Origin of the sequence: Portibacter lacus (assembly GCF_021533215.1) — a bacterium.
Taxonomy (GTDB): Bacteria; Bacteroidota; Bacteroidia; order Chitinophagales; family Saprospiraceae; genus Portibacter; species Portibacter lacus.
In genome coordinates this window covers 48,526-63,198 of record NZ_JAJNKA010000002.1, presented here as the reverse complement: position 1 = coordinate 63,198, position 14,673 = coordinate 48,526, and the positions used below count along the sequence as shown (strand labels likewise).

Annotated in this window: 9 protein-coding genes; 7 read left to right on the top strand and 2 right to left on the bottom strand. The window is 36.3% G+C overall.

Annotated features, from left to right (window positions below; translation table 11 throughout):
- Nucleotides 1–4 precede the first annotated feature (4 nt).
- The 7 genes from L2586_RS02800 to L2586_RS02770 all read left to right on the top strand — a co-directional run bounded on the left by L2586_RS02800 (nucleotide 5) and on the right by L2586_RS02770 (nucleotide 11,002).
- Nucleotides 5–2,068 carry a glycoside hydrolase family 36 protein gene (locus L2586_RS02800; protein ID WP_235291251.1) on the top strand — a complete coding sequence of 688 codons (2,064 nt, stop codon included), beginning with the start codon at nucleotides 5–7 and terminating at the stop codon, nucleotides 2,066–2,068.
- Between the two features lie 224 nt (nucleotides 2,069–2,292).
- Nucleotides 2,293–4,773: a TonB-dependent receptor domain-containing protein gene (locus L2586_RS02795; protein ID WP_235291250.1), complete on the top strand. Its 2,481-nt coding sequence runs from the start codon at nucleotides 2,293–2,295 to the stop codon at nucleotides 4,771–4,773.
- A 220-nt stretch (nucleotides 4,774–4,993) separates the two neighbouring features.
- On the top strand, nucleotides 4,994–6,232 hold the full coding sequence (locus L2586_RS02790) for a T9SS type A sorting domain-containing protein (RefSeq protein WP_235291249.1): 1,239 nt from the start codon (nucleotides 4,994–4,996) through the stop codon (nucleotides 6,230–6,232).
- Between the two features lie 14 nt (nucleotides 6,233–6,246).
- On the top strand, nucleotides 6,247–7,323 hold the full coding sequence (locus tag L2586_RS02785; RefSeq protein ID WP_235291248.1) for a hypothetical protein: 1,077 nt from the start codon (nucleotides 6,247–6,249) through the stop codon (nucleotides 7,321–7,323).
- Nucleotides 7,324–7,612: 289 nt separating this feature from the next.
- A complete protein-coding gene (locus tag L2586_RS02780) occupies nucleotides 7,613–8,578 on the top strand; it encodes a glycosyltransferase family 2 protein (RefSeq protein WP_235291247.1) in 966 nt (321 codons plus the stop codon).
- Complete coding sequence (locus L2586_RS02775; RefSeq protein WP_235291246.1) at nucleotides 8,559–9,692, top strand: glycosyltransferase family 4 protein; 1,134 nt, start codon at nucleotides 8,559–8,561, stop codon at nucleotides 9,690–9,692. Before L2586_RS02780 ends, L2586_RS02775 begins: the two co-directional genes overlap by 20 nt.
- On the top strand, nucleotides 9,689–11,002 hold the full coding sequence (locus tag L2586_RS02770) for an oligosaccharide flippase family protein (RefSeq protein ID WP_235291245.1): 1,314 nt from the start codon (nucleotides 9,689–9,691) through the stop codon (nucleotides 11,000–11,002). The genes L2586_RS02775 and L2586_RS02770 overlap by 4 nt, the downstream gene beginning before the upstream one ends.
- A gap of 3 nt (nucleotides 11,003–11,005) precedes the next feature.
- Here the strand turns inward: L2586_RS02770 and L2586_RS02765 are convergent, their stop codons facing one another.
- Together L2586_RS02765 and L2586_RS02760 are read right to left on the bottom strand one after the other, a co-directional pair.
- Nucleotides 11,006–12,073, bottom strand: coding sequence for a sialidase family protein (locus L2586_RS02765; RefSeq protein WP_235291244.1), 1,068 nt, complete (start codon nucleotides 12,071–12,073; stop codon nucleotides 11,006–11,008).
- Between the two features lie 63 nt (nucleotides 12,074–12,136).
- On the bottom strand, nucleotides 12,137–14,578 hold the full coding sequence (locus L2586_RS02760; protein WP_235291243.1) for a YfhO family protein: 2,442 nt from the start codon (nucleotides 14,576–14,578) through the stop codon (nucleotides 12,137–12,139).
- Nucleotides 14,579–14,673 lie beyond the last annotated feature (95 nt).

The following is a 14,673-nucleotide window of genomic DNA, read 5'->3' as shown; positions in this document are numbered from 1 at the left end:
ACCTATGAGTTTTGTTTCACTTTGTCTAATTGCTTTCAATTTTTTTAACATTAATGTGATGGATTCGGCTCCTGAACTCGGAGCTCAATTTGCTTTTGAATCTGGTGAACTTGGTTTCGCACTAGATGAAAATATGCATATCAGACTAGAATATAAAAGTACAGAGTGCGATCCGATTATGGATGGCTATCAGGCTTCTGATTTTTTAGTTTTTAAAGGACAGCAAGTTGATCAATTCAAAGTGTACAGCACGACTGAGGTGAAAATTAATGATAAAGTAGGAAAAGGAATTCAATACACGGTAAAGGGAAAAAACGAAAAAGAGAAAATTGAAAAAATAACAAAATACACCACTTATGAATCCTTTCCAGAATTAGTATTAAGCCACACCACTTTTGTTAATTATGGCGAAGATTCTAAAATCATAGATCGATGGGTGACGAATAATGTGGCATTTAAGAATACAGAGAAAGAACCATCTTACTATGCTTTTCAAGGAAGTTCTACTTCAGCAAGACAAGATTGGATCAGAGAAGTGAATGAATTCTACTATGACAAGAATTTCATGGGGATGAATAATTCGGATTACGGTGGAGGTGTGCCAGTCGTAGATTTATGGAGACCGGATATGGGAATTGCTATAGGTCATACGGAGTTAGTACCGAAAGAAATTAACCTGCCGACTAGTCTCGAAGGAAGTAAGATGGATGCGACCATTCAGATAATGCATGAATACGGATATCCTTCATGGATGAATCCAGGTGATACGATCTCTACCTTGAATTCATTCTACCTGACTCATCAGGGAGATTACTATGCTGGGCTATCGAAATACTCAGAATTCATGCAAGCGAAAGGTATCGAAATGGTGCCTGCTGAAGAAGAGGCATTTGAGCCGATCTGGTGTGCGTGGGGTTATGAAAGAACGTTTACAAAGAATGAATTGATCGGAACCCTAGATAAGGTGAAAGAACTTGGTATCAAATGGGCTGTTGTGGATGATGGTTTTCAGATAGCAGAGGGAGAATGGGAATTAAGTCCTGACCGATTTCCCGGAGGAGATGCAGAAATGAAGGAGATCGTAGACGAAATTCACAAGCGTGGATTAAAAGCTAAGATATGGTGGACACCACTTGCAGCAGATCCTGGAAGCAGAGTCCTTCGTGAACATCCGGAAGCGATATTGTATACAGAGGAATGGATTCCTCAGATCATCTCATGGTGGAATGCATACTACCTTTCACCAGTTAATGATGACGCAATAGATCATACGAAAGAAACCATAAAGTTGTTTTTAGATACTTGGGGATTCGATGGGTTTAAGATGGATGGCCAGCATATGAATGCTGTTCCGCAAGATCATAATCCTGCCGCAAATCTTGATTCACCACTAGAGTCAGTGGAGAAGTTGCCTGATTTCTTTAGAATGATATACGATGAAGCAAGAGCAATTAAGCCTAACGCAGTCATCGAAAACTGCCCATGTGGTACATGTATGTCTTACTATAATATGGCATCTACTAATCAAACGGTTTCGTCTGACCCACTTTCTAGCTGGCAGATCAGACATAAAGGAAAAACATACAAGGCACTAGTGCCGCACACGGCATATTATGGTGATCACGTCGAATTAAGTGATGATGCAAGTGACTTCGCAAGTTCTATGGGAATCGGCGCTGTATTAGGTACTAAGTTTACTTATCCAGCAAATAATCCGAATGCTTCTGGTGACTTCCTGCTTACTCCTGAGAAGGAAGTTGAGTGGAAGAAGTGGTTTTCTTTGTACAACGAGCATATGATTTCTAAGGAGAAATACCTAGGTGATCTTTATGATATCGGATACGATAAGCCAGAAACTCATGTCATCCAGAAAGATCAAGATATGTTCTTTGCATTCTACGCGGATAGCTGGGCTGGAGACATTAATTTTAAAGGACTTGACCCTTCTAAGAGCTACCAAATCTATGACTACGTGAATGGAAAAGATCTGGGTGTTATAGCTGCGGGAAAGCAGATGAAAAACTTATCATTTAAGAAACATCTGTTAGTCGTTCTGAGGCCTATCTAGTCTTTTTTTCTAGGTCAATGTTGTCTTTCGTCTTAGTCAGTTAGCACGTGTGCTATCGATTTTAGACATATGGTATCATTATTTGAGCATGGAGGATTTTTTAATACTTCTATCGTATAGTGTTTTCATTTAAAATTCTTAATCTTTACAGCTGATTAGAAATCAAATTAGCAATATTTGTCAATTTCATTAAGAATTTTCATAAATAGAAACACGATCCAATAATGAGCTTAAGATCATTACTTAAAACTTTATTCCTTTTTATTCTTGTTTTTCAGACGATTTATTGCGGCGCTCAGATTAGTGGTGTAATCATCGATGAAAAAGCAATTCCATTAGAATATGGGACTGCGACATTGTACATGACTTCAGATAGTTCACTAGTAACTGGTGTGATTACAGATGCTAGTGGAACATTTGTAATTAGTGATTTGAAAAACGAAAATTACTATCTAGAAGTCTCTTTCATTGGATATAATTCTGTTAGAATAAGTGATATTTTAATTACAAAGCAGAATTCATCAGTGGATTTAGGAGAAATAGGTTTATCACTTGGGACTAAGCTGGATGAAGTCGTTATTCAAGCGGATCGAGCTGCAGTCGTCAATAAAATTGACCGTCAGGTCTATGAAACTAAAAACTTCCAAAATTCACAAGGAGGAAGTGCAACAGACGTACTGAAAAACTTACCTTCTGTAACGATCGATGGGCAAGGAGAAATCAATGTAAGAGGAAGCTCAGGATTTGTAGTCCTCCTAAATGGTAAGCCGATTCAAGGAAGCGCCGAAGCGTTAATGAGTCAGTTCCCAGCTAATGCCATAGAGCGAATAGAATTAATAACAGCTCCTTCAGCGAAATATGATCCAGAAGGGAAGGCAGGAATTATCAATATCATTACTAAAAAAGGAATTGCAGAAGGAGCATTTGCTCAGGTCAATGTAAAAGGTGGATTGCCGTCTATAGAAACTTATGGCAATGAGAAGGTGCATCAGCGATACGGAATCGATGGGACCTATAATCTTAGAAAAGAAAAATACAATATTTCATTGGGCGGTAGTTATCAAAGAAATGACAAAGGTGGTAGAAGAGAAGGTGATGTATATACCATAATTAATGATACCCTGACTCAATTTCCTTCTTCTGGAGAGAGAAGTTTCGATGAGGTTAATTATAGTGGAAGGTTTACATTAGACTTAACTCCAGATCCTAAAAATTCATATTCGCTTGGGCTTTATGCAGGGAAAAGGAGCAAGGATCGACTAGCAGATATCACCTATTACGATAATCATAAAGTAACGCCAGCTGTCAATGGGGAGCGGATTTCTACCTTTCAGTATTATAATCATAACCTCAGAAAAAGAAAAGGAGACTTTGCTCTAGGGAGTTTTGATTACAATCATGCTTTCGATAACCAATCGAACTTATCTGCTTCTGTTTTATATGAATATACCTTGCTAGGAGGACCGACGGTTAATCAGAATTTGGGAGAACCGAACCATGATATCTTATACCAAGATGAATACAACACCAATGATAATCCGCTGAATGGACTGCGGTTCTCAGTAGATTATAGATTGCAACCTTTTTCTTTTGGAAGGATAGAAACAGGATATCAATATAGAAGTTTGTTGCATAAAGGGGACTTTGTGTATCAAAGAAGAACAGATTACAATGATGACTTTGAATTGATTCCAGCATTTTCAAGTGAAGTTGATTTAGAGCGCATCATCCACTCGGGATATGTGCAGTTAACAGGGGGGAAAGACAATATAGAGTATGCAGCTGGAATTCGCGCGGAAGCGGTGGCTAGAACATTCGACTTACGGGATAAAGCGAATACCATAGATACGACTTACTTAAATGATTATCTTAAGTTTTTTCCTTCGGCCTCTATTCAATATACCTTTGAAAACAATACGAAGTTGAAGTTGAGTTACAGCAAAAGGGTAGAACGAACCACTACTTTCAAGATGAACCCATTTCCAGAGCGCGAACATTCAGAGACGTTAGAACAAGGAGATCCTACATTGCAGCCTGAGTTTATAGATCTAGTAGAGTTAGGAGTTTCAAGATCTTTTGATGGTGGGAATTCCATCTTTGCAACTGCATATTTCCGAGATGTCAAAAATGTGGTGAATCGAGTAAATACGATCTACAACGATACGATCTTGAATCGAATTTATTCGAATGTCGGTGATGCACGGTCGTTTGGTTTAGAAGTTGGAGCACAAATAAAACCAACAAAGCAATGGAGTAATTTTATTGGGTTCAATGTCTATAATTATAGTATACAAGGTGCTTATGACAATGAAGTGATAGATCAAGTTTCTACGATTTATTCTATTAATGCGAATGCTAGTTATGACTTCTGGAAAACAGCTTCCGCTCAGTTTACTTTTAATTACCTGTCGGCAAGGAATACAGCCCAAGGAGAAGATTCTAGATTTTATTCGCCTAATCTCTCATTGAGAAAAACCTTCTTGAACAATCGACTTACGGCATTATTGCAGTGGCAGAATATCGACATGGGTTTGTTGAGTACGAATGAGCAACGCATCACAACAAGTCGAGCTGGATCTTTTTATACCACTACAAATTATATTTACGAGGTAGATATGATTGTTCTGAACCTATCTTATACCTTCAAGAATGGTAAGAATAAATCGAGATTTATCGATAGTGAGTTTGGTAAACGAGAATTTTAGATGCTAAGCATCCTTCGATTTTGGAGCGAATAACTAAGAGTGATTTTGTGTTGGGGTTGCTAGAAAGCTGCTTTTTCCTTAACATCACGTATTTTATACGGAACATAAGGATGAAAAAGAGATCAGCATTTAAAGTTGTAAATTTACAATCCAATTTTTCTATAATAATCTTAATTCTAAATGGCCTATGAAGTTTTTTCTATTTTTATTTTTTTTTACGATGCCCTTTTTTCTGCTAAGTCAGGATTATAATTGGGAATTAGAAGTTGCCCCATATGGCAGGAATGTCAATAAAATTCATATATATAAGGATGGGAAAATATTTATTCTTGGAGGAAATCCCAGGAATGACAGTATTCAGTTTGCTGCTGAAAAAAGAGATGCAGCAACAGAATGGGTTGTTCGCTTAGATAATCCGGGCAAGCCAATGATCAATGACGCCTATTTCAAAGGAGATGAAATATATGCTGCTGGAGATAACTACTCTTTTTTAATAAGTAATAATAGAGGTTTAGAATGGGAGGAAAAATCATTGCCACAGACAGATAGTATTGTTAATTTCTATAGCGTGGCTGTTACACAGGACAATGACATATTTATTGTTGGTGGAAGAATTGGTAAAGATTCTACGGGTATTATTTACAAATCCTCTGATGATGGTCTTACATGGAGTGTAAGTGACTTTATGGTCCCTTGCTTGAAATCGGTCTACTTTGTAGATGGACAAAACGGCTTTAGTGCGGGAGAAAAGGGAGCGGTGCTTCAGACTAAAGATGCCGGAAATACTTGGACTTCTTTAGATATTATGGATGCGCAAGTGGCTAGGTATTTTGAAGATATTATGTTCATAGATGAAAACAAAGGTTTCATATTAGGAGGAAATATAGTTTCGGATTCTGTACAGACCATTTTAAGAACAGATGATGGTGGCGAAACTTGGCTTGCAATAATTGATGAAATTGGTCCAGTCCTGAAGGATTTAGATTTTTTAGGTTCTGATTTCGGAATAGCTGTAGGGAATAATGGTGCTAGCCTTAGAACAGATGATGGAGGAGATACTTGGGAACCATTTCAACTCCCGGAAGTGAATGAATTATGGTTTTTTAATACAGTATATATCCATAATTTGAATACAGCACTGATAGGTGGGAATGTAGGTGCAATTTTTTGGTCAGTTGATTATGGTACCCTTTCTAGTAAAGAAGTTGGATTACCAAGTTACTTAGTTGATGTTTCTCCTAATCCAACTACTGGATTACTCCACATAAACTACACTGGAGAGCTCATGATTAAGAAGTTAGAAATATATGACCTTAAGGGACAAAAGCTTAAGTCGGTCAATTGGCAAGGAGGTAGAAAACTTCAATTAGATATCTCGGATTTGGATAAAAGTTTGTATCTTTTAAAATTAATTGACACTGAGAATAATTATTTAACCCGAATGATTATTAAACACTAAAAAACCTTTAAGTGATGAAATCCCTCTTTTCTATCCTATTAACCCTGATATGCACCCTAGTGTATAGTCAAGTAGAAATTTTTCCTGAACATACGATGACTGCAACTGCTAACGGTCCAGGTGATGGACCCCTAGGTAGAAGTGGTGGTGTAACTTATACTTTTACAAGTACAGAAGATCAATTTGCGAATTGTACTTTGCTAGGATTTATGCTTGGTGAAGATGCTGCTGTTAATATGAATAATTTAATTGCTCCACCGACAGCTAGTTGTTCTTATAATCCATCTGATTACTTTTCCTACAGTTCTGGAGAGAACACAAATTCTTTAACCCTTAGCGGGGTTACTCAAGTTTTCGCAAGTAATCCTAGTCATACATCAACGGGACTTTATAATGTACCGACTAATGCTAATATTTCTTCGCCAGATGTGATTTTTAAGAGGTCAGGTGATTTTATCTATGTGGATGTTTCTGGTTTATCTAATTTTACACTTACTGTTGAATATGTAGGCATAGGACCTGCAGCGGGATATATTAGTACTAACTATACAGGTGTAACAATTCCAGTAGTTTCACTTTATGATGCATTAAGCAATAGTTCTAGTAGAAGCATTTGTACTACTTTTGCTAGTAGGTTTTATGCTTTCGAAAGTGGAGGAACTTCCTTTGCTATAAATAGTTTAGATGCGGGGACAAATTCATTACGAGATATGATTGTGAATGGTTGTCCAGGAGATACGATAAGATTTGATGAAGCATTACAAGGGGATACCATTAAGTTAGAAAGTGAGTTAGCTGTTAATAGAAATATAGTAATCGATGGTGGAATATTAGGTGGTAAAATGGTCGTTTCAGGGCAGCATGCGAATAGGATTTTTGATTTTGCTGAAGATGTTAGTGTGACACTCATCAATATAGAACTCATAAGAGGTTTTGATGCAGCAACTGGCGGAGCTTTCGTGGTACCGCAAGATTGTACTTTGAATAATGTTATTTTTAAAGAAAACAATATGACCTCTAACAAAGAACACATTACATTAAATGCGATGTCGAATTTAACCATAAAGAATGTAGTGGGACTTTATCCTTAGAATGACAAGTATTATTTTAGTTGGTCTGATAAATTAAATATATTTTCTGATGACTTCTATAAATGTTAAAATTTTACTGGTTTTGAAATATATCTATGATTCTCAGTTAAAGATATATTAATTAAAATCTTTATATTTGGAAGAATTACTGCAAATTGTAAAAGGTTGGCAGTAAGATTGTTTTTAATTTTGAATACCATTATTGTTGACTTGAAAAGATTCTTTTCAAAGTATACAAACTGAAATTGAATTCGAAATGAAAATCAATTAAATTCTTAAAATCAATAACTTGCAAAAATCAATTTCAATCGTAATACCTGTCTATAATGAAGAAGGTAACGTAGCGACCTTATTTCATGAAATCACCGAGGTCTGCATCACACAACGATATACTTACGAAATTATCTTCATAGATGATAAATCGAAAGACAACACTTTACAAGAGCTTAAAAAACTAAGTCCAGCGAAAATTATCGCTTTTCGTAAGAATTTTGGACAAACACAAGCCTTAGATGCTGGGCTTAAGCTAGCAAAATATCCTATAATCGTTACCATGGACGGTGATGGGCAAAATGACCCAAGTGATATCCCGAAAATGATCTCAATTCTCTTCGAAAATGACTATGATATGGTTTCAGGATGGAGAAAGAATCGTAAAGATCCAGTAGGTAAGAAGATCGTTTCCAGAACTGCTAATTTCTTAAGAAAAAAGCTGATAAATGATGGTATTCAAGATTCAGGTTGTGCTTTAAAGGTATACAAGAAAGAGTGTTTCGATGATCTTTCTTTATATGGAGAAATGCATAGATTTATTCCTGCATTGCTGAAAATAAAGGGTTTCACGATTGGAGAAATGGTGGTGAATCATAGACCAAGACTGCATGGTGTTTCCAAATATTCATGGAGAAGGGGACTCAAAGCATTTATTGATATGATTTCTGTCTGGTATTGGAAGAAATTTGCGGTTAGGCCTTTGCATTTACTAGGAGGAATGGGTTTGATTATCATTCTTTTTGGCTTCTTAAGCGGGCTAATAACTGTATATGAGTTTGCTAAAGGTCAGGACATGTCAGAAACGATTTGGCCTATGATTACACTTTTTTCGTTTCTTATAGGGTTACAAATTTTTATTTCAGGGCTACTTGCTGACATGTTGAATAAATCATACTATGAAAGTAGAGATGAAATGCCATACTCCATTAAGGAAGTGATTATTACAGAAAACATCAAGGAAGTTGAAAGTATTAGTACTTAATTTCGAATATCCTCCACTTGGCGGTGGTGCTAGTCCTGTGTGCCGAAATATTTGTTTAGAGTTGCAAGGTAGTGGCCATGAATTAACCGTGGTGACGATGGGATTCGAAGGGCTTGCTGGAGAAGAAATAGATTCTGGAATAAAAATACATAGGATATCGGTTGGTCGGAAGGAGCCGAATATGAGTTATCCACTCGAGCACTTAAGGTTTCTACAAAAAGGGAAGCAATTCTTGAAGAAGCATCTGGTAACCCATAATTATGAGGTTATCCACTGTCATTTCATTATTTCTACGGGAATACTTGCGGATTGGGTATTTCGGAAGTATAGGATTCCGTTCATAATAACAGCGCACGGAAGCGATCTTCCAGGTTTTAATCCAGATCGGTTTAAGTTAATGCACTTTGTTACGCCATTTTTCATAAGACGAGTACTTAAAAATTGTATATTCATTGTTTCTCCGTCTCACTATTTAGAACAATTAATTACTCCTTTTCTAGAGAAATCGGAGAAACTGAAAATGATACCAAATGGTATAGAATTACAGCCAATCCACATGGAGAAAAAGCGAAATATAATCCTTTCTACAGGACGATTATTGGCCAGAAAAGGATTTGCAACATTAGTGAAGGCTGTACAGGATTTGGAATCTGATTTTACAGTCCACATCTGTGGTGATGGTCCCCAAAGAGAAGAATTAGAAAAATTGGCACTTAATTCAAAGACTAAAATTGTCTTCCATGGCTGGCTAGATAATACCTCAGATGCCTACCAGAATTTGTTGAAGCAGACTAAAATTTATTGTTTGGTTTCTAAATTTGAAAACGCATCGATAGCGATTCTTGAAGCAATGGCTCATGGATGTGCTGTGATTACCTCTAACAAAGGAGGAACTGCTGAAATGGTCGCTGAAAGTGGAGTCTTAATTTCGCCTGATGATCCTGTGTTATTAAAAGAGGTATTACTACGGTTAATCCATGATGATAAACAAATTAAAGAATTAGGTTCCAAAGCAATTGAGCGAGTGAAAGAAAAATATACTTGGCAAAGCATCGGAAACGCTTATGAGCAAGTATTAATGCGAAGTGTAAATTCTAATACTAACAGCATATGAAAATGCTAAATAGAGATGCACTAGAGTCTTTAGCAATTAGGATTCCTGTTCTTATTTTTTCCTTTCTTCACTCTATTTTTATCATTAGACTTCTTGGGCCAGAGGGCAATGGTCTTTTGACATTCATTTTGGCTGGTGTGTCACTTAGTATTGTAGTTTTAGGATTTGATGCTAAGCGGAGCACACTGTATCATATGACGAAGTCTGAATTCGATTCCGCGAAAGTCGTCGGTTTTTCTCTGAAGGTTCATTTCTTGAGTATTTTTGCAGTAACAGTTTTGATTCTCCTCTTGTATTTGATGAAGAATGGGCTCACATTTATATTCATACCGAAAGAAAATCTCAGTATATTCTATGTCTTGTTTTTCATCGCCTCATTTATTTTCCAACATTTAACTGCTCTTTTTCAGACCATATTGCAAGCTCAGAAAGACTTTCGAACGATCAATAAGTTTTTGTTTTTTACGAATCTAGCCCAAGTTGTATTTTACGGAATAGGGTATTATTATACCTCTACGAAAAATATCAATCTTTCATTTGTCAATGGTTTTGCATTAGTCTTATCCATGCAAGCGCTAACCTTTTTGACCGCTTTCTTTTATCTGAAAAGTAAATATAAAGGAGGAATAAGCCTTTCCACGAAGGAAGTAAAGAAGCCATATTTAGCATATACTGGACTAGGTTATCTTAACCAAATAGGGCATTTTTTGAATAAACGACTAGATATATGGTTTATTGAGCTTTACGTGGGATTGAAAAGTTTAGGAATTTACGCGCTCGCTAGCCAGCTCACGAATTTCCTATTGTTAGTGGCCGCACCGATAGAAGAAGTTCTCAAACCTTATCTAATAACGCTAGACCGTGAAGAAGGTAATACCATATTTGTAAGATATTTTAAGCTAATATTTTACTTCATTTCTGTACTCGCAGCCTTGTTATTCTTAATAAGTCCATATTTGATCAATGTTCTTTTCGGGGAGGAATTTAGTGGAGCAACGACACCATTAAGAATTTTATGCTTAGGTGTTGTGTTTGTGAATATTAAAAGAGTCTTCTTGAATTATAACAGAGCTTATAATGAGCTAGATATTAATATATGGGCGCAGTGGACAGGTGTTCTTATGACGGTGATTTTGGATGTTTTATTAATACCCAAGTACGGTCTTAAAGGAGCAGCGTGGGCAAGCTTAATGGCTTATGGTATTTCAGCGCTTATTTTAATGACTGTCTTTCTAATCCGCCAAAAAGTCAATTTTTTTAGTTTATGGATTCCGACATCAAGTGATTTTCGATACTTCATTAAAAAGTAACACTTAAAGAGAGAAGGAATGCGTATCTAATTCAAGAACAACATGCTTTATATATTCACGATCAAATGTATATAGAATATGAATTTTTTTGTCTGCGGATTGAATGATTGCAGGATAACTAAATTCTCCTTTCTCCTTGTTTTCTAGGTCAACAATTTTATCCCATTTCAGTCCATCTTTAGAATATTCGACATCCAGTACATTTCGACCTATAAACCAATCAGCACCTCGAGGTAGCGGATTGTTAACCAATAGAAACGTATTATTTCCCATCGTTAAGGCATCTATCCCAGAATTAGAATTAACTATATTAATGCTATCCGTATTTTCCCAGGTATAGCCAAAGTCACTTGACCAGGATGAAATTACTTTGTCGTGTTTGCTTCTGCAAAGCATCTGAATAGAATTGTCCGAATGCTCTAGGAATGTAGGTTGGATGATTTCGAATTCCTGTTCGTTTGGAATGGGAATTTTCTTCCACGTATTGCTTTCTTCATTGTATATCTCCACATGAACTCGCCATTCATTCTTGGCTACACTTTCCGTACTGCTTCCACATAGTATTTCACCTGGTTTAACTTCTATAGGTTTGTTCTTAATAGGACCGAGGATACCTTCTGGAAGGATTTGTGGTTCAGACCAAGTTTTTCCGTTGTCCTTCGAAGTGATCATCGCTCCATACCACTCTCTTGGATTTTTGCCAATTTTATAAAAGAGATACAAGCAATTGCTTCTGCTCTTAAAAAGTACGGGATTCCAACATGGAAAAGTGTCATTGTTGCTTATCGTTGGTTCTATTAAATTAATAGGCGCTGTCCACAGACTACCATTATAAGTAGAAGAGTAAATTCCGACGTCTTTCGCACCTTCATAACTACCTCCAAACCATGCTGCCATGAGTTCATCTGGTTGAGTTTCTACAACCGTTGCTGCATGACAATTATCAGTTACCTTTTCATTAAAAAGGAATGTATGGCTAATACTTTTAACTTCTGGAAGTTTCGAACTGCTATTACAGGAAACGCAGAAGAGTATCCATAGTGTCAGTTTAAGATATCGTTTAACGCTCATTTGGTATATACTTATCTACAAAGAAATTTCTGGTAATTTAAACAAAAAATATAATATCTGTTATCACTTTATTTTTCGGGACTTTTTACTTCCTATTGTTTTACTAGGTGATTTTTCATCTGCTTTTTCAATGTTTGATTTCAACTCCATGGGGATCAAAAACGGTGCTTTTGACTTTGGTTCTTTGAACAGACCAAAATAGATGAGTGCGCCAAGTCCTAGTAGAAATAGGACTAATCCATACTCATAGAAAGGCGGTCGATACTTTAGAACGATTTCATGACTTCCTTCTTCGATGTATAATCCTGTTAATCCATTGTCTACATACGATAATGAGCTCTTCTTTCCATCTACATTTACTCGCCAACCTTCATCAAAAGGAAAGGTGAAGATGATCATCGATGGAGCTGAAAGTTCTATTGATCCTGTAATTTTACTTTGAGAAAAACTAGTTATATCTAATCCTTTGCCCACATTATTCAGACTATAGCTTTCTAGTGCTAAGCTACTGAATATAGTAGTGGCGTCTTTCTTGGCTAAATTAGGATATTCTCCTGCTTCGTCATCAGGAATGATGGCACTGGTATAGAGTGTACTTAGTCTCTTATAGTAGGAACTTAAACTTTTGAATTCTGACTCTGTAATGTAAGATTCAACAGGAAATCCGAATGGAATAGGAAATTTCGATTTGTAAATATTGATGCCATTTAGCTCACCTAGATTTTCATAATTCAATTTGATCGCATTTGATTCTTCACCAGATTTGGCCAGCATATATTTAATGTGAAAAAAAGGATGGAGTTCGGCTACGGTCCCGAGACCTTGGAGCCACCGTGTAGCAAGTTCATCTTGAGGATCCATCATATCTAATGCGTAGATAAAATTGATGTAATTGTTATGGTTATGCGACCTATAAGATCGAGTATCGAAATAATCTTGGGCTTGACTATCATTAAGACCTGATAAAACGGAACCGTAAGTTTTTTCAACTCTATAAAAACCATCCTCTATACTTTCGATATATTTCAGCGCTTCTAGGGAATAGTCATTATATAATTCTCTACTTGCAAATCGGTCAGCTTTTATAGCCTTCCTATTATTCAAAGCAGGATAGGAAAGCACTACTCCTTCTATCAAGCTCAAGAAAACGATGGCCATTATCCAGAGATTTTTCTGTTTCCTAATTTGAAAGAAGGTTAATCCAAGGACCTGCATTATCAGAAATGAAAGAACAGTGATTTGTATGGGTAGGTCAATGTTTAAATTTTTAAAAAACAAGCTTGGTACAAGCAGAAGGAAGCCAAGTATTCCTGCTGTTGAATAAAGTAAAACTAGATTCAATTTGTTGCCTGTGAACATCCGATCCAGTGTCATCACGGAGATCATGACCATGGTAAATGGGATGAAGAAAGAAAGGGCACCTTTGAAATAATCTCCCATAAATAGGTAAAAAGCATACCTGAAATAAGGAAAAATCAGAATGATAGCCCAGATGGCTAACACTGAGGCAAGTGCAATTTTCTGTCGACGATGTAGAAAGCTGAAAACTTGTGGCAGCAATAACAGGGAAAGCAAGCCGCAGTATAATAGGGGAGATTCTAAGTAATTTTTCCACCCAGAATATGTATCTCCGCATCCTAGTAAATCATTAGAGAAAAAACGATACAATATAGAGGAATATAAATCTTCATTGGCAAACGAGAAAATTGGCGTAGCCGAAAGATCATCCGCATAAGATGCACTTCCACCAACACGCGGACTGTAGATAAATTTATAAATGATGGCGCCCAAAAAAGGTGCAGAAATCAATAAGCTTACAGCTATAGGTTTCCATGATTGTATCCCAAAATTTAAAATTTTTCCGAGATTTATATTTTTAGCAAAAGAGATTCTAATCAGTAAGTAGATTAAGGTGAATTCTGCAAGGAAAAATAGAGGAGGGCCGAGTAGAAATAGAACGGCAATAGGAAGTAACCACCACTGGCGCCGACTTATCCATAGTTCTAGACCAACCATGAAGAGTAACATATACATGATGTTAGTGGAATGGCCATACCAAGTTGACCCTACGATAACATACCCAGAAAAAGTGATTAAAATCGAACCAATAATTGCTGCTCGTTTGTCGAAATTTTGAATTTTGAAAAAGTTAAAGCTTAACAGTGCAATGGCAATTATTTTGAAAAATTGGACAAAGCCAATTCCATAAGCCAGGTATTTAGGTCCTAGCATCGCATAAAACCAAGTAAACGGACTCAGAAAATCTTCTGAGAAATTTCCTTGTCCGATGCCTTTAGAAAATGACCAAAAAGGAATTCCTTCTTCTCTGATAGTTCTAATATCATCTATCAGATTAGGATAGAAAAGCATTAACGTATCATTTCCGATATCTTCAAATATGAATAAATGCGCAAGGCTTAAATATTTATGAAAAAGGACTGCTAATCCTATTAAGATTGCAATTGGATAAATGAGGAGTTTAAGCCTTTGGGGGTAGTTAGGCATATAAATATTACTTATATATATCGAAAAATGAAATATGAAATTAAATATAAATTTTAACTATCTCCTGACTTCACATATATTTTTAGAAAATTCAT